Origin of the sequence: Sphingomonas oligoaromativorans (assembly GCF_011762195.1) — a bacterium.
Taxonomy (GTDB): Bacteria; Pseudomonadota; Alphaproteobacteria; order Sphingomonadales; family Sphingomonadaceae; genus Solisphingomonas; species Solisphingomonas oligoaromativorans.
This window is the reverse complement of sequence record NZ_JAASQK010000008.1, coordinates 44,565-65,002: the sequence shown is the minus strand read 5'-3', so window position 1 is coordinate 65,002 and position 20,438 is coordinate 44,565. Positions and strand designations below refer to the sequence as shown.

Here is a 20,438-nt window from a genome sequence, read left to right as displayed (position 1 = left end):
CCCGGACGCGGGCAGCACGAAGGGGTGGCACAAGGCCATCACCCCGGCGCCGCCTGTGCCCGGCCGAACCGTCATCCCATTCCCCCGCGACCGTTCCGGCGGGGAGCGCGATCAGCCCGCGCGCCTTACTGGCAGGCGAGGCATTCGTCGTAATCGGTCACTTCCACGTCGATCTTGCGCAGGTCGGGCGTGTTGTCCGCCTCGACGCCGCCCGCGAAGCCGGCGCGCTGCACCGACTTGGAGCGCAGATAATAAAGCGACTTCACGCCCAGCTCCCACGCGCGGAAGTGGAGCATCAGCAGATCCCACTTCTCGACGTCGGCCGGGATGAACAGGTTCAGCGACTGCGCCTGATCGATGTAGGGCGTGCGATCGGCGGCCAGCTCGATCAGCCAGCGCTGGTCGATCTCGAACGAGGTCTTGTAGCAGTCCTTCTCCTCGATCGAGAGGAAGTCGAGATGCTGGACCGAGCCGCCCTTCTCGAGGATCGAGTTCCACACCGCATCGGAGTCCTTCGACTTCTGCTGGAGAAGCTTCTGGAGATAGGGGTTCTTCACCGAGAAGCTGCCCGACAGCGTCTTGTGGGTGTAGATATTGGCCGGGATCGGCTCGATGCAGGCCGAGGTGCCGCCGCAGATGATCGAGATCGACGCGGTCGGCGCGATCGCCATCTTGCACGAGAAGCGCTCCATCACGCCCTGATCGGCGGCGTCCGGGCACGGCCCGCGCTCATGGGCGAGCAGCATCGAGGCCTCGTCCGCCTTGGCGCGGATGTGGCGGAACATCTTCATGTTCCAGCTTTTCGCCATCGCGCTCTCGAAGCCGAGGCCGCGCGCCTGGAGGAAGGAGTGGAAGCCCATCACGCCCAGACCGACCGACCGCTCGCGGCCGGCCGAGTATTTCGCCCGCTCCATGCCGGGCTCGGCGCGCTCGATATAGTCGGTCAGCACATTGTCGAGGAAGCGCATCACGTCCTCGATGAACTGCTTGTCGCCGTTCCACTGGTCCCACGTCTCGAGGTTGAGCGAGGACAGGCAGCAGACCGCCGTGCGATCCACGCCATGCTGGTCCATGCCGGTCGGCAGCGTGATCTCCGAGCAGAGATTCGAGGTCGAGACCTTGAGGCCGACGTCGCGCTGGAACTTCGGCATGGCGCGGTTCACCGTGTCCGAGAACACGATATAAGGCTCGCCGGTCGCGAGGCGGACTTCCACGAGCTTCTGGAACAGCGCGCGGGCATCGACCTCGCCGCGCTTCGAGCCGTCCTTGGGGGACTTGAGCTCGAACGGGCGGCCATCGCGCACCGCTTCCATGAACTCGTCGGTGAGCAGCACGCCATGGTGCAGGTTGAGCGCCTTGCGGTTGAAGTCGCCCGAGGGTTTGCGGATTTCGAGGAATTCCTCGATCTCCGGGTGCGACACGTCGAGATAGCAGGCGGCCGAGCCACGGCGCAGCGAGCCCTGCGAGATGGCGAGCGTCAGCGAGTCCATCACGCGGACGAACGGGATGATGCCCGAGGTCTTGCCGTTGAGCCCGACCGGCTCGCCGATGCCGCGGACATTGCCCCAATAGGTGCCGATGCCGCCGCCGCGCGAAGCGAGCCAGACATTCTCGTTCCAGGTGTCGACGATGCCGTTCAGGCTGTCCGGCACCGAGTTCAGATAGCAGGAGATCGGCAGGCCGCGGCCGGTGCCGCCGTTCGAGAGAACGGGCGTGGCGGGCATGAACCACAGCTTCGAGATATAATCATACAGGCGCTGGGCGTGCGCCTGATCGTCGGCATAAGCAGACGCCACGCGGACGAAGAGATCCTGATACGTCTCGCCGGGCAGGAGATAGCGATCGTTCAGCGTATCCTTGCCGAAATCGGTGAGGAGCGCGTCGCGGCTGTCGTCCTTGACGATGTCATAGGGGATCGGGCGCGCGCCCTGGCCGTCCGACGACGCGTCCTTGGCGGCCGCTGCGGCGCGCTGGATGTCGAGAAGGGGGGCGTCGTTCATGACGGTCTCGCTGCTGCCCGAAAGATCCATGATGTCCATCCCGCGTTCATATTTCGTTCGACTCGGGACATACACTCCCGAGCATAGCATTGAGGGCGGTGCAGACGAGTCCGTTCTCCGTTCGTCCCACGGTGAAATGGGACGTCCGTTCCGCGATTCAAGGCTGAATCCCGGTGTTTCAACTCGATCTGGTGTCGGCCCCCAGCGCCTGACACAACCGATAGTGCCTCTGCCCGAGTCGCGGCACAAGTGGGTTTATTTTGGCGAAAGGTACGATTGGGTGCTTGACGCTTCCCAGGTGCCTGATTTCCGGCGCGTCGCTGCGGTGCGAAATGTGTGGATCAAATTGTGGCCGGTTTTACGGGCGACCAGACGTTGGGGATCGGCGCCGAAATGATCCGGCCGCGATGCGGATTGTCATCAACGGCCGGATACAGCAGCCGCCCTCAATTTTCCGGGAAATCGGCGGCGAGGCTCGTTTCGCGCCACTCCCGGATGAGGGCGATCCGCCCGGCCAGCCGCTCCGTCACCGCCTCATAGCCCCAGGCGCCGAGCACGAGGTGACGCGGTGCGTCGGGGCGGAGCGCGATGTCGATCATCGTCTGCGCGGCGCGGACCGGATCGCCGGCCTGCTGCCCGCTGATCGCCCTGGTGCTCTGGAGCCGCGCGCCGGCGGTGTCGGCATAATCGGGGATGCGGCTCGGCGTCTGTTCGAGCGAGCGGCCCGCCCAGTCGGTGCGGAACGGCCCCGGCTCGACGCAGGTGACCTGAAGCCCGAGCGGCCCCGTCTCGGCGGCGAGCGCGTCGGAGAAGCCCTCCACGGCGTGCTTGGAGGCGGCATAATAGCCCGAGCCCGGAAAGCCGGCGAGGCCGGCGACCGAGGTGATGTTGATGATGTGGCCGCGCCGGCGCTCGCGCATCCCCGGCAGCACGGCACGGGTGAGCGCGAACAGGCCGAAGACGTTGGCGTCGAACTGGGCGCGGATGCGGGCGTCCTCGCCCTCCTCGATGGTCGACTGATAGCCGTAGCCCGCATTGTTCACGAGCACGTCGATGCGGCCGAAACGGGCCTCGGCGGCCCCGACGGCGGCGGCGATCTGGCCCGTGTCGGTGACGTCGAGATCGAGCGCCAGCGCGCGATCGGGGGCGAGGGCGGCGAGATCGGCGACGCGATCCCTGCCGCGCGCGGTGACGACGGCGCGCTGGCCCTGTTCGAGAAGGAGCCGCGCCAGCTCGCGGCCGAAGCCGGTCGAACAGCCGGAGATGAACCAGACGGGGGTGTCGTCAGCGGTCATGGGGGCACTCGCCTTGGAGGAGGGGCGTCCATCTAGCGCGGCGGGGACGCCCCGGCCAAGAGGGGCTCAGGCGGGCTTCAGCTCGCCCGCGATGGTCGGCAGCAGTTCCGAGACGGTCGGGTGGATATGGACGGTGTGGGCGAGCGAGGTCGCCGTCTGCCCGGTCTGCATCATGTCGAGGATGACGTGGATCGCCTCGTCGCCGCCCGGCCCCAGCACCGCGCCGCCGAGGATATGGTCGCTGTCGGCGTCGACGACGATCTTCATGAAGCCCTGCGCCTCGCCCTTCTCGACGGCGCGGCCGACGCGCGTCATCGGCCGCCTGCCGACGCGGATGCGGTGGCCCTGCGCCTTGGCCTCGGCCTCGCCCAGCCCGGCGCGGCCGAGCGGCGGATCGGTGAACAGGCCGTAGCAGGGCAGGCGGTCGATCACCCGCCGGTCCGCCCCGTCGAGCAGGTTGGCGGCGACGATCTCGTAATCATTGTAGCTGGTGTGGGTGAAGGCGCCGCGCCCGTTGCAGTCGCCCATCGCCCAGATGCCGGGGACGTTGGTCTCCAGCCGGTCGTTGACGGTGACATAGCCGCGCGCGTCGCTGACGAGGCCGGCGGCGTCGAGGCCCAGATCGCCGGTGTTGGGCTGCCGCCCGACCGCAAGGAGGACGTGGCTGCCGATCACCTCGGGCGGTCCTTCCTCGCAGGTCACGCCGGCGGCGATGCCGTCCGGGTGCCTAGCGAAGCGGATGCATTCGGCGTTGAGGCGGAAGGCGATGCCCTCCTTCTCCAATATCTCCTGAAGCGCGGCGGAGACGTCCTCATCCTCGCGCGCGACGATGCGGGGGCCTTTCTCCACCACCGTCACCTCGGCGCCGAAACGGCGGTACGCTTGCGCGAACTCCAGCCCGATATAGCTGCCCCCGATCACGATCAGATGGCGCGGCACCTCGGTGAGCTGGAGGATCGAGGTGTTGGTGAGATAGTCGATTCCGTCGATGCCCGGAAAATCCGGCACGACGGCGCGGCCGCCGACATTGAGGAAGATGCGCGGCGCGCTGATCTCCTCCTCGCCCACCCGCATCCGGTCGGGCGCGAGGAAGCGGGCGTGGCCGCGGATCAGCGTGCAGTTCGCCATGCCGCCGACCCATTTCTCGACATTGCCCCGCGCATTCGAGGCGACGCCCTGCACGCGCGCCGTCACCTTCGGCATGTCGATGTCGATCGGCCCGCGCACCATCACCCCATAATCCGACGCGCGGCCGGCGAGATGGGCGGCATAAGCGGAGGCGACCAGCGCCTTGGTCGGCATACAGCCGGTGTTGACGCAGGTGCCGCCGAGCAGATGGCGCTCGACCAGCGCGACCTTCATGCCGGCGGCGCTCAGCCGCCCGCACAGCGACGGGCCGGCCTGCCCCGCGCCGACGACGATGGCATCGAATGCGCGGCTCACAGCGCGTGGACGGCGACGGCGGCGAGGAGCAGTGTCACCACGTCCTCGATCAGGGCCGCGGGCATATCCTTGCCGAACGCACGGGCGAGCGCGCCGCGCGCCGCGGCGCCGCCCAGCGTGCCGAGCACCGCGCCGATCGCGCCGATGAGCAGCGTGACGATCCATTGCCCGGAAGGGATGCCCACCGCCGCGCCGCACAGCGCGCCCAGCAGCACGCGCACGGCGAATTGCGGCGGCACCTTGCGGCTCGGCGTGGCGGGCAGCTTGTCGTTGACGATCTCGGCCAGCGCGGCGAGCGCCACCACCCATGGCGTCCAGCGATAGCCGAAGAAGGCGAGCCAGCTCCCGTGGAGATCGAGAAGCCCGAGTCGCGCCTTCACTGCGATCGCCAGCGGGGCGATCATCGCCCGGAGGCCCGCGATGAAGCCGATCAGAAGCGCCAATATGATGACCATCGCACTCTCCCCCTTCGGCTGCTCACCGCCGGAAAGCCCTGTCCCGTCCCAATTTGTAGCCGATCGGAACGGTGCTGTCACATCATCCGGCCAGAGCGATGCCGTGAAGAAGTATCTTGACGAATATTTGACCGCGCAATATCTGCATATGCAGACAATGCATCGGAAGGCGTTATGGCCGTTCTCACGATTCAAAGCTGCGCCGCACGCTCCTCGCCCGGGCGGCTGGTGCGCCGCATCGACAAGCTGATGGCGAACCTGGTCGAATCGCGGTTCGAGGATACCGGCGTCAGCTTCGTGCAATGGATCGCGCTCAAGGTCGTGCGCGACGGCGTGGCGCGCAACGCCGGCGATCTGGCCCGCGAGCTGTCGATCACCACCGGCGCCACCACGCGCATGATCGACGTGCTGGAGGCGCGCGGCTTCCTCGTCCGGGATCGTGGATCGGCGGACCGGCGCGTCGTGCAGCTCGCCGTCACCGACGAGGGGCACGCGCTTGTCGAGCAATTGCAGCATCGGGTCGTCGAGGCGTGGAACGAGGTGCTGGTGGATTTCGAACAGGACGAGGTAGACGTCGTGGTGGCTGGCCTCATCAAGCTGCTGGCCGCGGCGGAGCGTGTTTGCGGCTGCCCGGACAGGCATAAGGAGTTGGCGGAATGAAGCGGGTGATCGCATTCCCGGCGGTGGCGGCCATGCTGCTCGCCGGATGCGCGGCGGTGCCGCATGAGGGGCCGCAGGTGGCGCAGGTGCAGGAGGGCTCGCTCGGGCTCGAAAGCGGCACCGCGAAGATCGGCGCCGACTGGTGGACCGCGTTCGGCGATCCCCAGCTCGACGCGCTGATCCAGGCGGGCCTGGCCGGCAATCCCAGCCTCGCCGCCGCCGAGGCCCGCGTCCGCGCCGCGAGCGCCGAAGTGCAGGTGGAGCATTCCGCGCTGCTGCCCCATGTCAACGGATCGGCGCAGGTGATGCGGGCGCGGATCGGCGACAAGCTCGCGCCGCCGCCGATCGGCGGCAACACCGCCAACATCGCCATCGCCGGCGCCAATCTGGACTGGGATCTCGACCTGTTCGGCCGCCAGCGTTCGGCGGTGCGGCAGGCCTCCGCTTCGGCCGACGCGGCGCGGCTGGACAGCGCGGCGGCCCGGCTCTCGCTCTCGGTCGCGATCGCGCAGGCCTATGTCAGGCTTGCGCAGGCCAATCGCCTGATCGAGGTGGCGGACGGCTTCGTCGACACCCGGCAGAAGGCGCTCGGCTATGCCCAGGCGCGCGTGAAGAACCAGCTCAGCAGCCAGTTCCAGCTCAAGCAGGCCGAGACGCTGCTCGCCGAGGCCGAGCAGGTGCGGACGCAGGCCACCCGCCAGCGCGACGTGCTGATCCATGCCCTTGCCGCATTGGTCGGCCGGGGCGCCGATTTCTATCCGCAGATCGGGAAGCCCACGCTCGCGCTCGACAGGGCGCCGGTGGTGCCCGAGATGCTGCCCGCCGACCTGCTCGGCCGCCGGCCGGACCTGCTCGCGGGGCAGGCGCGGATCGAGGCGGCGGTGCAGGGCCGCAAGGTGGCACGCGCCGCCTTCCTGCCGGACGTGAGCATCACCGCGCTCGCCGGGCTCGCCTCGGTCGGCCTCTCCAACTTCTTCACCGGCGGCGCGGGCTCGTTCAGCGGCGGCGCCGCGCTCAGCCTGCCGATCTTCGAGGGCGGCCGCCTGCGCGCGCAGTATCGCGGCGCGACCGCCGATCTCGATGGCGCGGTGGCGAGTTATGACAACGCTGTTCTGAATGCCGTGCGCGAATCCGCCGACGCCATCACCAACGTCCGCTCGGCGGATGAGGATCTGGCCGAGCAGGGCCGCGTCGTGCAGGGCCTGCGCGACACGGTGCGGCTCGATCAGGTGCGCGTGCGGACCGGCCTCGGCTCGCAGCTCGACGCCATCGATTCCGGCTTCCGCCTGCTGGAGGCCGAGCAGGCGCTGGTCGGCGTGCAGGCCGATGCGCTGACCCGCCGCATCCAGCTCATCGCCGCGTTGGGCGGCGGCTTCGATCCTCTCGCGCCGCGTCAGGCGGCTCCTGCCGCGGACACCCACTCATGACCGACACCCCCCAGACCATCGATCGGGAGACTCCCATGGACGCCCCAGCGCCTGTCGCCAACGCCGTGCAGGAGCCGCCCAAGTCGCGCGCGCGCCGCACCGGTTTCCTCATCCTCGGCATCGTGATCGTGCTGGCCGCGATCGCTTATGGCGTCAGTATTCTGCTCGCCCCGTCGAGCGAGGAGACGGATGACGCCTATGTGGGCGGCAACATCGTCTCGATCACGGCGCGCGAAGGCGGCACGGTGATCGCGCTCCACGCCGACAACACGCAGGCGGTGACGCGGGGCCAGCCGCTGATCGATCTCGATCCGGCGACCGAGGATGTCGCGCTGGCCTCGGCCGAGGCCGATCTCGGCCGCGCCGTCCGCGCCTTCCGCTCGCAGGGCTCGTCGGTGGACGAAGCCTCGGCGGAGATCGCGCAGGCTCAGGCCGATCTCGGCCGCGCCGAGAACGACTATCGCCGCCGCAAGGCCGCCGTCGCCGACGGCGCCGTCTCGGGCGAGGAGGTGAGCCACGCCGCCGATGCCGTCACCACGGCGCGCGCCGCGCTGAACCTCGCCGAGGCGAAGCGTTCGCAGGCGGCCAGCGCGATCCAGGGCACCGACGTCTATAACAACCCGGCCGTGCTCGCCGCGATCGCCGCCGTGCGCCGCGCCGCGATCAGCCGCGCCTATATGAACATCAAGGCGCCCGTCTCCGGCGTCGTCGCCCAGCGCACCGTCCAGCTCGGCCAGCGGGTCGCGCCGGGCACGCCGCTGATGGCCGTGGTGCCGCTCGACAGCCTGTGGGTGGACGCCAACTTCCGCGAGACCCAGCTCGAGCATCTGCGCGTCGGCCAGCCGGCGACGATCAAGGCGGACGTCTACGGCAAGGGCGTGACCTTCCATGGCAAGGTGCTGGGCCTCGGCGCCGGCTCGGGCAACGCCTTCTCGCTGCTGCCGCCGCAGAACGCCTCGGGCAACTGGATCAAGATCGTCCAGCGCGTGCCCGTCCGCATCGCGCTCGATCCGAAGGAACTGGCCAAGACCCCGCTGCGCATCGGCCTGTCGATGAACGTGACGGTGGCGACCAGCGATCGTTCCGGCCCGATGGTGGCCGGCAGCACGCCGCCCGCCGGCGGCACGCAGGAAGCGGTGGACGGCGGCCCCGAGGTGGAAGCCCGCATCCGCCAGATCATCGCCCAGAACATGGGTTCCGCCCGGTGAGCGGCCCGGCCGCGCCGGGTGGGCAGCCCGCGCCGCTCACCGGCGCGGCGCTGGGCATCACCGCGATCGCGCTTGCGCTCGGCACCTTCATGCAGGTGCTGGACGGCACGATCGCCAACGTCTCGCTGCCCACCATCTCGGGCAATCTGGGCGTCAGCACTGACAACGGCACCTGGGTCATCACCTCCTTCGCGGTGGCGAACGGCGTGACGGTGCCGCTGACCGGCTGGCTGATGGGCCGGTTCGGCGTGGTCCGCACCTTCAGCGTCTCGGTGCTGGCCTTCACGGTCGCCTCGCTGCTCTGCGGCATCGCGTGGAGCCTGCCGTCGCTGATCGTCTTCCGCATCCTTCAGGGCGCCGTCTCCGGCCCGATGATTCCGGGCAGCCAGGCGCTGCTCATCTCGATCTTCCCGCCGCAGAAGCGGGGCACCGCGCTCGCCATCTGGTCGATGACGACGCTGACCGCGCCGGTGCTCGGCCCGGTGCTCGGCGGCTATATCTCCGACAATTATTATTGGGGCTGGATCTTCCTCATCAACGTGCCGATCGGCCTGATCTGCGCGGCGATGTCGTGGCGCGCGCTCGCCAGCCGCGAGACGCCGACCCGCAGGCTTCCCATCGATACCGGCGGCCTGCTCCTGCTCGCCTTCTGGGTGTTCAGCCTCCAGACGATGCTGGACCTCGGCAAGGATCGCGACTGGTTCAACCATCCGCTGATCGTCGTGCTGACCATCTTCGCCGTCGTCGGTTTCATCGCCTGGATCATCTGGGAGGTGACGGACCGGCATCCGGTGGTCGATCTGTCGCTGTTTCGCGGACGGAATTTCTCGCTCGGCACGCTGGCGCTGTGCCTCGGCTATGCGCTGTTCTTCGCCAACAACCTGCTGCTGCCGCTCTGGCTCCAGCAATATATGGGCTATAACGCCACCTGGGCGGGGCTCGTGGCGGCTCCCTCGGGCGCGGTGGCGGTGATCGCGACGCCGTTCGTGAGCCGGCTCAAGCTGGATGCGCGCTGGCAGGCGACGGGCGCCTTCCTGTGTTTCGCCGCCTCCTACTGGATCCGCTCGCACTATACGCCGGACGCGAGCTTCCTCGTGCTGGCGGCGCCGCTGGCGTTGCAGGGCCTGGCGATGAGCATCTTCTTCGTGCCGCTGCTCACCATCACGCTCGATGGCCTGCCGGCGGAGAAGGTGCCGTCGGCGAGCGGCATCTCCAACTTCGCGCGCATCACCGCGGGCAGCTTCGCGGCGTCGATCATCACGACCTATTGGGATCGTCGCGAGGCGCTGCATCAGGAGCGGCTGACCGAGATGGGCAATCCCTTCTCGCCCGTCTTCCGTCAGGCGACGGACCAACTCCAGTCGCTGGGGCTGAGCCCGTTGCAGGCGGCCGGGTCGATCTACCGTCAGATCATCAACCAGGCCTATCTGCTCTCCTCGCTGGAGCTGTTCTGGATCTGCGCGATCATGGCGGTGCTGATGATCCCGGTGGTGTGGTTCTGCCGCAAGCCGGCCCCCAGCGAGCATATGGTGGCCGCCGACTGACCCCGGCTCCCTCCCCGGACACGCGCCGGGGAGGGATCAGCCGAAGCGTTCCGCCGCCTCGCCGATCGCCGCGTAGATGCGGTCGAGATCGGCCTCGTCGATACAGTAGGGCGGCATCACATAGACGGTGTTGCCCATCGGCCGGACGAGCAGGTCGCGCTCGCGGAAGAAGGCCAGCAGCGCCGGTCCGATCGAGGCGAGATAGCCTTCGCCTCCGCCGATCTCACAGGCGGCAATGGTGCCCAGCCGACGCGCATCGCGGATATTGGGGAGGGCCGTGATCCGCGCCTCCTGCCGCTCCGCCAGCGTGGCGATGCGTTCAGCCACGGGCTCGTCGCGCCAAACGTCCAGGTTGGCGAGCGCGGCGGCGCAGGCGATCGGGTTCGCGGTGTAGCTCGACGAGTGGAAGAACATCTTCGCCTTGTCGGTGGAATAATGCGCTTCGAAGATCTCGGGCGTGGCCATCGTCACCGCGAGCGGGATCGCGCCGCCGGTCAGCCCCTTCGAGAGGCAGAGGATGTCGGGCACGATCCCCGCCTGTTCGCAGGCGAGCAGCGTGCCGGTGCGGCCCCAGCCGCTCATCACCTCGTCGGCGATGAAGAGCACGCCATGCCGCGCGCAGATCGCCCGCATCTCGGCCAGCACCCTGGGCGAATAGAACAGCATCCCGCCTGCGCCCAGCACCAGCGGCTCAAGGATCAGCGCGGCGGGCTTGTCCCGACACGCGGTCTCCAGCGCATCGAGCGTCGCCTGCCCGTCACCGATGGGGAAGGGCAGCGTGCCGACGTCGAACAGCAGCGGTGTGTACGCCTGATTATAGACCCCTCGCGCGCCAACCGACATGCCGCCGATTGTGTCGCCATGATAGCCATGCTCCAGCGTCAGGATGCGGTGGCGCGGCTCGCCCCGGTTGAGCCAGAAGCCCAGCGCCATCTTGAGCGCCACCTCCACCGAGGTGGAGCCCGAATCCGAATAGAAGACATGGGCGAGCGGCGCCGGCATCATCCCGACGAGGCCCTGCGCGAGCCGTTCGGCGGGCTCGTGGGTCCAGCCGGCGAAGATGATCTGGTCGAGCGTCTCGGCCTGCGCGCGGATCGCGGCCATGATGCGCGGATGGCAATGGCCGTGCGTCGTCACCCACCAGGACGAGATGGCGTCGATGATCCGTCGCCCGTCCGCCGTGTGGAGAGCCGCGCCTTCGGACCGCTCGACCAGCGGGATCGGCTCCCGCAAGCCATGCTGGGTGAAAGGGTGCCAGACGGGCGAGGTCACGCGCGGAAATCCTCGATGCGGAAATGCTCGTGGAAGGCGCCGCGCAGCGCGCCCGGCGTCAGCGGATCGAGGATCGGCAGGCGGCCCAGCCGCTTCACCTGCCCGATCTGGCAGATGGTGGCCTCATTATCCTCATTCTCGTCGCCGACGAAGGCGAGCCCAAGAATGGGCACGCCCCGCGCGCGCAGCGCCTCGATCGAGAGCAGGCTGTGGTTGATCGTGCCGAGCCCGGTCCATGCCACCAGCACCGCCGGCATCCCCCAGCGCGCGAAGAGATCGGCGAAGAGCAATTGCCGCGTCACCGGCACCAGCACGCCGCCGGCTCCTTCGACCACCAGCGGGCCTTTCACCTCGGGCGGAGTGAGCTGAACGGGATCGAGCGTGATGCCGTCCAGCTCGGCCGAGCGATGCGGCGAGAGCGGCTGGGTGAGGCGATAGGCTTCGGGCAGCACGCGCTCGACGCCGAGCGCCGCCACGCTGTCGGCGTCCGCGCCGTCCTCCAGCCCCGACTGGATGGGTTTCCAGTAGGTCGCGCCGAGCGCGCTCGCGAGCGCGGCGGAGAAGACGGTCTTGCCGATGCCGGTATCCGTCCCGGTGACGATAAGGCGGGTCATGCCCGCGCTTGTTCTCCCGAAGCGCCGAGGACGCAAGTGGCGACGACATAGCTGGCGATGGAGCCCGCCTCCTCGAAGCGACGCATCACCGCGTGAAGCTGGGCGGGGGTTAGCGGTTTATGGCCGGGGCGCGGCGTGCCGGCGCCGATCGCCTTCACCGCATGGAGGAAACCCCGCGCGTCGTGGTGGCGCACCGGCAGCGCCTCGATCGTGACGCCGAGGCCCATCGCGGAGAGCGCCCCGGCTTCCGGATAATCGGGCGTGCCGCAGGGGAGGCCGTCATGCGCCACGCGCCACTCGGCGAAGCTGCCCGCCGCCATCGTCGTGAAGACGAGATGGCCGCCGGGGGCGAGCAGCTTGCCCAGCCGTCCGATGGCGCCGGGCAGGTCCGCGAACCACTGGAAAGCGAGGCTGGAGACGATCAGGTCGAACCGGCCGGCGATGTCCGGGGCCTCGCCGTCCATCGTGGCAAAGGCGATATCCGGGCGGCCCGCGAAGCGCTGGCGTGCCCGCTCGACCATCGCGGGGGAGAGATCGGTCATATGCCAGCGCGCGCCGGGCAGGCGATCGACCAGCGCCGCGCCGAGCAGGCCGGTGCCGCAACCGATCTCCAGAATGCGCGGGGCCGCCGCGAGCGGCAGCGCGGCGACGCGGCCGGCCAGCCGCCCGGCGACGGTGCGCTGGACGGCGGCGTGGCGATCATAGTCGGCCGCGCGGCCGAAGGCGTCGGCGATGCTCAAGCGAGGAGGCTCGCGAAGGCGCGGATGCGCGTGGCACACCAGCCGGGATGGGTGAGGGGCAGGAGGTGGCCCGCCTCCTGCAGCGTCTCGCAGGGGGCTCCGGCGAAGACGCCGTCGCGCATCGGTGCGGGGAGAAGCGGGTCGGCCGCGCCATGCAGCACCAGCGTCGGCACGCGGACCATGCCGCGCCGGTCGGCCTCCGCAAGCAGGGCGAGGTCGGCGGCCAGCGCCGCTTCGTCGCGGATCGCGGGCGGGGGCTCACCGCCGCCGCAGCGGGTGTGGAAGTCGGCGAGCACCTCCATGGGAGCTTCCCCGAAACGCCTGCGCATCCGCTCGACCACGCGCGGCGGCACAGCGCCCTCCCCGGCAAAGCGGTCGAAGCCGTTGATCGCGATCAGCCCGACGCAGCTCTCCTGCATTGCGCCCGCCAACAGCATCGCGCCGAGCGAATGGCCGATGGCAATGCACGGCCCTGTGACAGCTTCTGCCGAGGGTTCTCCGAAATAGCCCCGATCCCACGCGATCGTCTCGAACTCGGGCAGCGCGGCGCGCACGCCGTCCCACAGCGTCGCGTCGAAGCCCCAGCCGTGCAGGAGAATGAGTTTCATCGCTGCATCCGGGCGACGATCGCATCGGCGAGACGTTCGATATCGGCCTCGTCATGCGGCGCGCGCAACGCGAGGCGCAGGCGGCTGGTGCCGGGCGGCACGGTCGGCGGGCGGATCGCGGCGGCGAGCAGGCCGTCGGCCGCCAACGCCTCGGCCAGCGCCAGTGCCTCCTCGGCGCCGCCGACGATGGCGGGAACGATCTGGGTCGAGCTGTCGGCGGTGTCGATCCCGGCCGCATGAAGCCGCGCGCGCAGATGCCCGCCATGGGCGGCGAGGCGGGCGCGCTCGGCGTCCATGCTCGGCACGAGATCCAGCGCCGCGTCGATCGCGCCCAGCATCGCGGGCGGCGGCGCGGTTGAGAAGATGAAGCCCCCGCAGGCGTTGACCAGATAGTCGATCAGCAGCCGCGATCCCGCGACATAGGCGCCGAAGCTCCCGAGCGCCTTGCTGAACGTGCCCATCACCAGGTCGGCGGCGTCGGGCACGGTGGCGGAGAGGCCGCGCCCCTGCGGCCCGAGCACGCCGGTGGCATGGGCCTCGTCGAGATAGAGGAAGGCGTCGTGCGCCTTCGCAAGGGCGGAGAGGCGGGCGAGGTCCGCCCGGTCGCCGTCCATGCTGAACACGCTCTCGGTGACGATCAGGCGCGGACCGGGCCGGTCGGCATAGCCGGCGAGCAATTCCTCCAGATGATCGAGATCGTTGTGGCGGAAGCGGATCTGGCGATGCCCGGCCGCGCCCGCATGGAGGCTCGCATGGATCAGCCGGTCGGTGAACAGCAGCGTGCCGGGCGCGGCCCTGAGCAGCGCCGCCAGCACCGCCGCGTTCAGATGCCATCCGCTCGGGAAGAGCAGGGCGGCCTCCTTCCCCTTGAAGGCGGCGATCTTCGCCTCCAGCGCCAGATGCGCCTCGTGCGTGCCGGTGACGAGCCGCGAGGCGCCCGAGCCGCTCCCCAGCCGCGCCGCCCATTCCGCCGATCGCTCGGCCAGCAGCGGGTGGAGGGCGAGGCCGAGATAGTCGTTGCTGGAAAAGTCGACCAGCCGCGCGGCGCCGCGCGTCAGCCGCCCCTGGGCTTCGAGCGTGGTGGCGCTGAGCCGGCGCCGTTCGTGGCGGGCGTCGATGCGCTCCAGCGCGGCGGCGAGGTGGGTTGCGAGCGCGGCCATGTCCTGCGCGCCTCTAGAGCGGATCGGCGCGACAAGGAACCGTCTGCGAGAGGGATCAGGCCGATACCCGCAGGCCGCTGCCGATCGCGTGACGGCCGCCGCCCGCATCCTTGGCGAGATAGAGCGCCATGTCCGCCTCGGCGAGAATCTGCTCGGCGTCGCGATTGGCGATCGATCCGAAGGCGACCCCGATGCTGGCGCCGATCAGCACCGGCTCGGCCGCGCAGCCTTCGATCGGCTCGCGTATCCGCTCCGCGATATGGCGGGCGACGAAGGTGGCCACGGCGCGATCGCTGCTGTTCATCACCACCACGAATTCGTCGCCGCCGAGCCGGCAGACGAAGTGCGGCGCCGCCACCGCCCGCAGCCGCATCGCCGCCGCCGCCAGCACGCGATCGCCCGCGCTGTGGCCGAAGCGGTCGTTCACCGCCTTGAAGCTGTCGAGATCGACGAACAGCGAGGTGATCTCGCCGTCCTGCCCGTCCGTGGCGGCGGTGCGCAGGCGGTTCAGCTCGGCGATCAGGCCGGCGCGGTTGGGAAGCCCGGTGAGGCTGTCGGTCGTCGCCAGCACGCGGTTGCGCCGCTCCGCCCGGAACAGCGCCACCAGCGTGCGGTTGTTCTGGAGCGTCAGCGCGGCGGTGGCGGCGATGATAACCGCGAACTGCATGGCGCCGGCGCGGAACATGCCATTGCCGGCCGTCGCCACCGCCGCGCAAAAGGGCACGGCGATCACCACGATCGCGGGAAGGGCGAGCCGCGGCAGCGCCGCCCAGCGAGTCGCGAGGCCGGCGACCACACCGATCAGCGATCCCGTCGCCACCACCATCAACGGCTTGGTCTGCATCAGCACGGTGGCCGAGCAGCCGGCCCCGAAGATGAGGCACATGATGAGCGCGCTCATCACCACCATGCGCGCCAGCGGGGCCGGCATCTGCCGCCCTCGCCGCTCGTGCAGGAAGGTGGGAATCAGGCGGAGCGCGAGGAGCAGGGAATCGACGGCGAACCACGCAATGGCCCAGCCGGCGCCGGTCAGCGCCATGACGGTGCCGCTCATCAGCAGCACGCCCATGCCGGTGAGCAGCAGCGCGCTCGGCTTCAGCATCACGGTTTCGAGGATGTCGCTGCGGAAGTCGATGGCTTCCTCGCGCGGAAGGCCGGTGAACCAGTCAAACAGGTCGCGCAGCGCCGCATCGATGCGGCCACGCACCCCTTTCGACTCGCTCGGACCCTCTAATGCCATGACATGCCCCTGCAATAGGAGCCGGGATAGGTAACCGAGGTTACCAAAATGTCCACGGACGTCGGATTTTTAGGCAATCGCCCCGGAATTTATCGGCGTTTCGGCGGATTTCTTCGTGGCGACGACGATGGAGATGATTCGTTAACCACATGATCGCGTGCGCGGCTTTGCGCGGTCGAGTCGATGAGCCGTGTCCGTTCGGACAGGCGGGGGTGGCCTGCCGCCCTTCGGCTCGATAAGGGGAGCGCGACAGATCCAAGGAGCGGTGCATGAACGCGGACGCCAAGCTGCAATTCTCGATCGAGCCCAACCCGGCGGCGGTGGCGGCGGCCGAGCGGGCCACGCTGCTGGAAGACCCCGGCTTCGGCCGCGTATTCACCGATCATATGGTGACCGTGAAGTGGACCGAGGGGCAGGGCTGGCATAGCGCCAAGGTGGAGGCGCGCCGCCCGTTCCAGCTCGATCCGGCCTGCGCCGTGCTGCATTATGCGCAGGAAATCTTCGAGGGGATGAAGGCCTATCGCGCCGAGGACGGGGGCATCACCCTGTTCCGCCCCGAGCAGAACGCCCGCCGCTTCAACGAATCCGCGCGCCGCATGGCGATGCCGGAGGTGCCGGAGGAACTGTTCCTCGGCGCGCTCGACGCGCTCATCAAGATCGACGAGGCGTGGATTCCGGGCGGCGAGGGCAGCCTCTATCTGCGCCCCTTCATGTTCGCGTCGGAGACCTTCCTCGGCGTGCGGCCGGCGGCGGAATATATCTTCTGCGTGATCGCCTGCCCCGTGGGCGCCTATTTCAAGGGCGGGAAGAAGGCGGTCAGCGTCTGGGTGTCGGACGACTATACCCGCGCCGCTCCGGGCGGCACGGGCGCGGCCAAGTGCGGCGGCAACTATGCCGCGAGCCTGATCGCGCAGGCCGAGGCGATCAAGCATGGCTGCGATCAGGTGGTGTTCCTCGACGCGGTCGAGCATCGCTGGGTGGACGAGCTAGGCGGCATGAACATCTTCTTCCTGTTCGACGACGGATCGATCCAGACGCCGCCGCTGACCGGCACGATCCTGCCCGGCATCACCCGCGCCTCGGTGATCGAGCTGGCGCGCGGCAAGGGCATCACCGTGCACGAGGAGCCCTATTCGATCGACCAGTGGCGCGCCGACGCCGCCTCGGGCAAGCTGCGCGAGGTGTTCGCCTGCGGCACGGCGGCGGTGGTCACCCCGATTGGTCAGGTGAAGAGCACGGCCGGCGACTTCACCATCGGCAATGGCGGTGGCGGCGAGACCACCGACATGCTGAAGGACGCCCTCGTCGGCATCCAGCGCGGCCGGATCGAGGACGCCAAGGGTTGGGTGCGCCGCGTCCGCTGAGGCGGGCGCACCCCCTTCCCTCAACGCTCGCTGTCGAGCGTCGCCATGCCCCAGGCGTTGTAGCGGTCGCCCTGCGCCGCGCCCCTGGGGACGGCACGCTCGATGGCCTCCAGATCGGCCTTGTCGAGCCGCACGTCGAGCGCGCCCAGCGCCTCGGCCAGCCGATCGCGACGGCGCGCGCCGATCAGCGGCACGATGTCCTGCCCCTGCGCCGCCACCCAGGCGATGGCGATCTGCGCGACCGTCACGCCCTTGGCCTCCGCCACCCGGCGCAGCGCCTCCACCAGCGCGAGGTTGGCGTCGATATTGCCCTGCTCGAAGCGGGGCGAGTGCGAGCGGAAGTCGGTCGGTGCGGCGATGCTGTCCTTGCTCCAATGACCCGAGATCAGCCCGCGCGACAGGATGCCATAGGCAGTGATGTCGATGCCGAGCGCGCGGCAGGTGTCGAGGATGCCGTCCTCGATCCCGCGCGAGACGAGCGAATATTCGATCTGGAGATCGGCGATCGGATGCACCGCCGCCGCCCGGCGGATCGTTTCGGAGCCGACCTCCGACAGGCCGATATGGCGGACATAGCCCTTCTCCACCATCTCGGCGATGGCGCCGATCGTGTCCTCGATCGGCACGTTCGGATCGAGCCGCGCCGGCCGATAGATATCGATGTGGTCGACGCCCAGCCGCTGGAGCGAATAAGAGAGGAAATTCTTCACCGCCGCCGGCCGCGCGTCGAAGCCGCACCATGATCCGTCGGGCGCGCGCAGGCCGCCGAACTTGACGCTCAACTGATAGCTGTCGCGCGGGCGCCCCTTCAGGGCCTCGCCGATCAGCATCTCGTTGTGCCCCATGCCGTAGAAATCGCCGGTGTCGAGAAGCGTGATGCCGGCATCGAGCGCGGCATGGATCGTGGCGATGCCCTCCGCCCGATCGGACGGGCCATACATGCCCGACATGCCCATGCAGCCGAGCCCGACCGCCGAAACCTTCGGGCCGGTCTTTCCGAGAGTGCGAATATCCATGCGTTCAGCCTCCTGTGCCGGGGGGCTTTATGGAGGCGCGCCGGCCGTGCGATAATCCGGCAAGCGTTGCACGAGCTGTACGGATAATCGAACAATGACCGACCTGGCCGATCTCGACGCCTTCGCCGCCGTCGCCCGTGCGCGGAGCTTCCGGGGTGCGGCGCTGCTGCGCGGCGTCTCGGCCTCGACACTCTCGGAAGCGGTGCGGCGGCTGGAGCAACGGCTGGGTGTCCGCCTCTTCAACCGCACCACGCGCAGCGTCACGCCGACCGAAGCAGGCGCGCGGCTGATCGAGCGGCTGGGGCCGGCGCTGGGCGAGGTCGAGGCCGCGCTGGATGTCGTCAACGGCTATCGGGACAGCCCGAGGGGCACGCTGCGCCTCAACGCGCCGGGGGCCGTGACGCGGCAGATCATGCCGCCGATCATCGCGGCCTTCCTGAAGGCGCATCCCGGCATCTCGGTCGAGCTGATTTCGGATGATCGCTTCATCGACGTGCTGGCGGCGGGCTTCGATGCCGGCATCCGCTATGAGGAGCGGCTGGAGCAGGACATGATCGCGGTGCCGATCGGCCCGCGCGTGCAGCGCTTCGCCTGCGGCGCATCGCCCGATTATCTGGCGGAACGGGGGTGCCCCGAGCATCCGCGCGATCTGCTGGGTCATGACTGCGTGCTCCACCGCTTTTCGAGCGGCGTCATGCATCCGTGGGAGTTCGAGCGGGGCGAGGAGATGGTGCGCATCACGCCGGCCGGGCGCTTCACCGGCGGCAATTTCGACGACGAGGTGGCCGCGGCGATCGCCGGCCTCGGCATCATCAAGAGCTTCGAGGGCTTTCTGGAGCCCTATTTCGCCGATGGGCGGCTGGAGCCGGTGCTGCCCGACTGGTGGCAGTCCTTCACCGGCCCCTTCCTTTACTATCCGAGCCGGCGGCTGATGCCGGCGCCCTTGCGGGCTTTCGTGGACTTCATCCGGCGGCCTTGAGGCCCTTGATCTCGCCCGACAGGTCCGCGACCACGCCGGCCTCGAAGCTTGCGACCGGATAGGCGCAATAGTCGGCGGCATAATAAGCGCTCGGGCGGTGGTTGCCCGAGGAGCCGAGCCCGCCGAAGGGCATGGTGCCGGCCGCCCCCGTGGTCGGGCGGTTCCAGTTGAGCACGCCCGCCCGCGCCCGATCCGCATAACGCCGCCACAGCGCCTCGTCGGCCGAGATCAGGCCGCCCGAGAGGCCGTAGGCGGTGGCGTTGGCGGCACGGATCGCGGCGTCGAAATCGGCGACGCGGATGACTTGCAGCACCGGCGCGAAGATCTCCGCATCCGGCACGTCGAGCCCGGTCACGTCGAGGATCGCGGGGGTGACATAGGCGTCCGAACGGCCGGCGATCTTTTCGAACGGACGGATCACCTTCGCACCCTTGGCGACGAGCGCGGCGACCGCCTCGCGCGCCTTGTCGGCGGCGGCGGCGGAGATGAGCGGGCCGAAGGTCGGCTCGGGCGTCTCGTCCCACTGGCCGATGGTGAGGCGGTCGGTCATCTGCGCCACGGCGTCCACCATGCGATCGCCCTCAGCACCCTCCGGCACGATCAGGCGACGCGCGCAGGAGCAGCGCTGGCCCGAGGTGATGAAGGCCGACTGGACCACGATCGAAGCGATCGCCTGCGTGTCACCATCCCACGCAATCAGCGGATTGTTGCCGCCCAGTTCGAGGGCGAGGATCACCTCGGGGCGATCCACGAACACCCGCCGGAAATGCGCGCCCGCACCCGCCGAACCGGTGAAGAGCAGCCCGTCGATATGCCCGTCGAGCAGCGCAGCGCCGGTGTCGCGTCCGCCCTGCACGAGGTTGAACACGCCCTCCGGCAGGCCGGCCTCGGCCCAGCATTTCGCCATGATCTCGCCGACCAGCGGCGTCTCTTCGGAGGGCTTGAACACCACCGTGTCGCCCGCCAGCAGCGCCGGGACGATATGACCATTCGGCAGGTGTCCGGGGAAGTTGTACGGCCCCAGCACCGCCATCACGCCATGCGGCCGATGGCGCAGGATCGCACGGCCGAAGGCCATGCCCTGCTCGCGCTCACCGGCCCGCTCGGCCTGCGCCTTGATCGAGGTTTCGACCTTGGCGACCATCGTGGCCGCTTCCTGCTTGCCCTCCCATGCCGGCTTGCCCGTCTCCTGCGAGATGGCGCTGGCGAGCGTCTCCGCATTCGCTTCCAGTCGGGCCTTGAAGGCGCGGACGAAGGCGATGCGCTCGTCGAGCGGCGTCACCGACCAGCCCTCGAACGCGGTGCGGGCCTTGGCGAGGACAGAGTGGACCTGCTCCGGGCCGGCGGCATCGCCTTCCCAGAGGGTTTCGCCGGTCGAAGGATTGGTTGAGATGAAGCGCGTCATGGGATGCG

The 20,438-nt window shown here is 69.3% G+C and carries 18 protein-coding genes; 6 read left to right on the top strand and 12 right to left on the bottom strand.

What is annotated here, in order from left to right; all coding sequences use genetic code 11:
* Positions 1-125: 125 nt before the first annotated feature.
* From FHS98_RS15225 to FHS98_RS15210, 4 genes are all read right to left on the bottom strand, one after another.
* A complete protein-coding gene (locus FHS98_RS15225; RefSeq protein WP_425057353.1) occupies positions 126-2,030 on the bottom strand; it encodes a ribonucleoside-diphosphate reductase subunit alpha in 1,905 nt (634 codons plus the stop codon).
* A gap of 416 nt (positions 2,031-2,446) precedes the next feature.
* Entirely contained in the window at positions 2,447-3,295 is an 849-nt protein-coding gene (locus FHS98_RS15220) for an oxidoreductase (protein ID WP_167106987.1), read from the bottom strand.
* A gap of 66 nt (positions 3,296-3,361) precedes the next feature.
* Positions 3,362-4,738 carry an FAD-containing oxidoreductase gene (locus FHS98_RS15215; RefSeq protein WP_167106984.1) on the bottom strand — a complete coding sequence of 459 codons (1,377 nt, stop codon included), beginning with the start codon at positions 4,736-4,738 and terminating at the stop codon, positions 3,362-3,364.
* Positions 4,735-5,193 carry a DUF4126 family protein gene (locus tag FHS98_RS15210; protein WP_167106981.1) on the bottom strand — a complete coding sequence of 153 codons (459 nt, stop codon included), beginning with the start codon at positions 5,191-5,193 and terminating at the stop codon, positions 4,735-4,737. The genes FHS98_RS15215 and FHS98_RS15210 overlap by 4 nt, the downstream gene beginning before the upstream one ends.
* Before the next feature lie 174 nt (positions 5,194-5,367).
* Between FHS98_RS15210 and FHS98_RS15205 the strand changes: the two genes are divergently transcribed.
* From FHS98_RS15205 to FHS98_RS15190, 4 genes are read left to right on the top strand one after another with little or no spacing between them, the layout of a single operon-like run.
* Positions 5,368-5,853 carry a MarR family winged helix-turn-helix transcriptional regulator gene (locus tag FHS98_RS15205; protein ID WP_167106978.1) on the top strand — a complete coding sequence of 162 codons (486 nt, stop codon included), beginning with the start codon at positions 5,368-5,370 and terminating at the stop codon, positions 5,851-5,853.
* On the top strand, positions 5,850-7,280 hold the full coding sequence (locus FHS98_RS15200) for an efflux transporter outer membrane subunit (RefSeq protein ID WP_167106975.1): 1,431 nt from the start codon (positions 5,850-5,852) through the stop codon (positions 7,278-7,280). The genes FHS98_RS15205 and FHS98_RS15200 overlap by 4 nt, the downstream gene beginning before the upstream one ends.
* On the top strand, positions 7,277-8,488 hold the full coding sequence (locus tag FHS98_RS15195; protein WP_167106972.1) for an HlyD family secretion protein: 1,212 nt from the start codon (positions 7,277-7,279) through the stop codon (positions 8,486-8,488). Before FHS98_RS15200 ends, FHS98_RS15195 begins: the two co-directional genes overlap by 4 nt.
* Complete coding sequence (locus tag FHS98_RS15190; RefSeq protein WP_167106968.1) at positions 8,485-10,032, top strand: DHA2 family efflux MFS transporter permease subunit; 1,548 nt, start codon at positions 8,485-8,487, stop codon at positions 10,030-10,032. Before FHS98_RS15195 ends, FHS98_RS15190 begins: the two co-directional genes overlap by 4 nt.
* 36 nt (positions 10,033-10,068) lie before the next feature.
* On the opposite strand, the gene FHS98_RS15185 is transcribed toward FHS98_RS15190, so the two are convergent.
* From FHS98_RS15185 to FHS98_RS19105, 6 genes are read right to left on the bottom strand one after another with little or no spacing between them, the layout of a single operon-like run.
* Positions 10,069-11,304 carry an adenosylmethionine--8-amino-7-oxononanoate transaminase gene (locus tag FHS98_RS15185; protein ID WP_167106965.1) on the bottom strand — a complete coding sequence of 412 codons (1,236 nt, stop codon included), beginning with the start codon at positions 11,302-11,304 and terminating at the stop codon, positions 10,069-10,071.
* Positions 11,301-11,918 (bottom strand): dethiobiotin synthase, encoded by a 618-nt coding sequence (gene bioD, locus FHS98_RS15180; protein WP_167106960.1) that lies wholly within the window; start codon positions 11,916-11,918, stop codon positions 11,301-11,303. Before bioD ends, FHS98_RS15185 begins: the two co-directional genes overlap by 4 nt.
* Positions 11,915-12,658 (bottom strand): methyltransferase, encoded by a 744-nt coding sequence (locus tag FHS98_RS15175; RefSeq protein WP_167106957.1) that lies wholly within the window; start codon positions 12,656-12,658, stop codon positions 11,915-11,917. The genes bioD and FHS98_RS15175 overlap by 4 nt, the downstream gene beginning before the upstream one ends.
* Positions 12,655-13,266: an alpha/beta fold hydrolase gene (locus FHS98_RS15170; protein WP_167106954.1), complete on the bottom strand. Its 612-nt coding sequence runs from the start codon at positions 13,264-13,266 to the stop codon at positions 12,655-12,657. Before FHS98_RS15170 ends, FHS98_RS15175 begins: the two co-directional genes overlap by 4 nt.
* On the bottom strand, positions 13,263-14,426 hold the full coding sequence (locus FHS98_RS15165; RefSeq protein ID WP_167106951.1) for an aminotransferase class I/II-fold pyridoxal phosphate-dependent enzyme: 1,164 nt from the start codon (positions 14,424-14,426) through the stop codon (positions 13,263-13,265). The genes FHS98_RS15170 and FHS98_RS15165 overlap by 4 nt, the downstream gene beginning before the upstream one ends.
* A 55-nt stretch (positions 14,427-14,481) precedes the next feature.
* A complete protein-coding gene (locus tag FHS98_RS19105) occupies positions 14,482-15,633 on the bottom strand; it encodes a diguanylate cyclase (protein WP_167106948.1) in 1,152 nt (383 codons plus the stop codon).
* Between the two features lie 302 nt (positions 15,634-15,935).
* On the opposite strand from FHS98_RS19105, the gene FHS98_RS15155 reads away from it, so the two are divergent.
* The gene (locus FHS98_RS15155; protein ID WP_167106945.1) at positions 15,936-17,030 is read left to right on the top strand and encodes a branched-chain amino acid aminotransferase; all 1,095 of its coding nucleotides are present in this window, start codon (positions 15,936-15,938) and stop codon (positions 17,028-17,030) included.
* A gap of 20 nt (positions 17,031-17,050) precedes the next feature.
* On the opposite strand, the gene FHS98_RS15150 is transcribed toward FHS98_RS15155, so the two are convergent.
* Entirely contained in the window at positions 17,051-18,046 is a 996-nt protein-coding gene (locus FHS98_RS15150) for an aldo/keto reductase (protein ID WP_167106942.1), read from the bottom strand.
* A gap of 94 nt (positions 18,047-18,140) precedes the next feature.
* On the opposite strand from FHS98_RS15150, the gene FHS98_RS15145 reads away from it, so the two are divergent.
* Positions 18,141-19,025, top strand: coding sequence for a LysR family transcriptional regulator (locus FHS98_RS15145; protein WP_167106939.1), 885 nt, complete (start codon positions 18,141-18,143; stop codon positions 19,023-19,025).
* On the opposite strand, the gene astD is transcribed toward FHS98_RS15145, so the two are convergent.
* On the bottom strand, positions 19,009-20,430 hold the full coding sequence (gene astD, locus FHS98_RS15140; protein WP_167106936.1) for a succinylglutamate-semialdehyde dehydrogenase: 1,422 nt from the start codon (positions 20,428-20,430) through the stop codon (positions 19,009-19,011). The two genes, FHS98_RS15145 and astD, sit on opposite strands and share 17 nt — an antisense overlap.
* Between the last annotated feature and the right edge of the window lie 8 nt (positions 20,431-20,438).

What these genes read in the sequence shown, in the direction of transcription:
- FHS98_RS15225 (WP_425057353.1), bottom strand. Translation starts at nt 2,030, where the DNA reads ATGGATCTTTCGGGCAGCAGCGAGACCGTCATGAACGACGCCCCCCTT.
- FHS98_RS15220 (WP_167106987.1), bottom strand. Translation starts at nt 3,295, where the DNA reads ATGACCGCTGACGACACCCCCGTCTGGTTCATCTCCGGCTGTTCGACC.
- FHS98_RS15210 (WP_167106981.1), bottom strand. Translation starts at nt 5,193, where the DNA reads ATGGTCATCATATTGGCGCTTCTGATCGGCTTCATCGCGGGCCTCCGG.
- FHS98_RS15205 (WP_167106978.1), top strand. Translation starts at nt 5,368, where the DNA reads ATGGCCGTTCTCACGATTCAAAGCTGCGCCGCACGCTCCTCGCCCGGG.
- FHS98_RS15200 (WP_167106975.1), top strand. Translation starts at nt 5,850, where the DNA reads ATGAAGCGGGTGATCGCATTCCCGGCGGTGGCGGCCATGCTGCTCGCC.
- FHS98_RS15195 (WP_167106972.1), top strand. Translation starts at nt 7,277, where the DNA reads ATGACCGACACCCCCCAGACCATCGATCGGGAGACTCCCATGGACGCC.
- bioD (WP_167106960.1), bottom strand. Translation starts at nt 11,918, where the DNA reads ATGACCCGCCTTATCGTCACCGGGACGGATACCGGCATCGGCAAGACC.
- FHS98_RS15170 (WP_167106954.1), bottom strand. Translation starts at nt 13,266, where the DNA reads ATGAAACTCATTCTCCTGCACGGCTGGGGCTTCGACGCGACGCTGTGG.
- FHS98_RS15165 (WP_167106951.1), bottom strand. Translation starts at nt 14,426, where the DNA reads ATGGCCGCGCTCGCAACCCACCTCGCCGCCGCGCTGGAGCGCATCGAC.
- FHS98_RS15155 (WP_167106945.1), top strand. Translation starts at nt 15,936, where the DNA reads ATGAACGCGGACGCCAAGCTGCAATTCTCGATCGAGCCCAACCCGGCG.
- FHS98_RS15150 (WP_167106942.1), bottom strand. Translation starts at nt 18,046, where the DNA reads ATGGATATTCGCACTCTCGGAAAGACCGGCCCGAAGGTTTCGGCGGTC.
- FHS98_RS15145 (WP_167106939.1), top strand. Translation starts at nt 18,141, where the DNA reads ATGACCGACCTGGCCGATCTCGACGCCTTCGCCGCCGTCGCCCGTGCG.
- astD (WP_167106936.1), bottom strand. Translation starts at nt 20,430, where the DNA reads ATGACGCGCTTCATCTCAACCAATCCTTCGACCGGCGAAACCCTCTGG.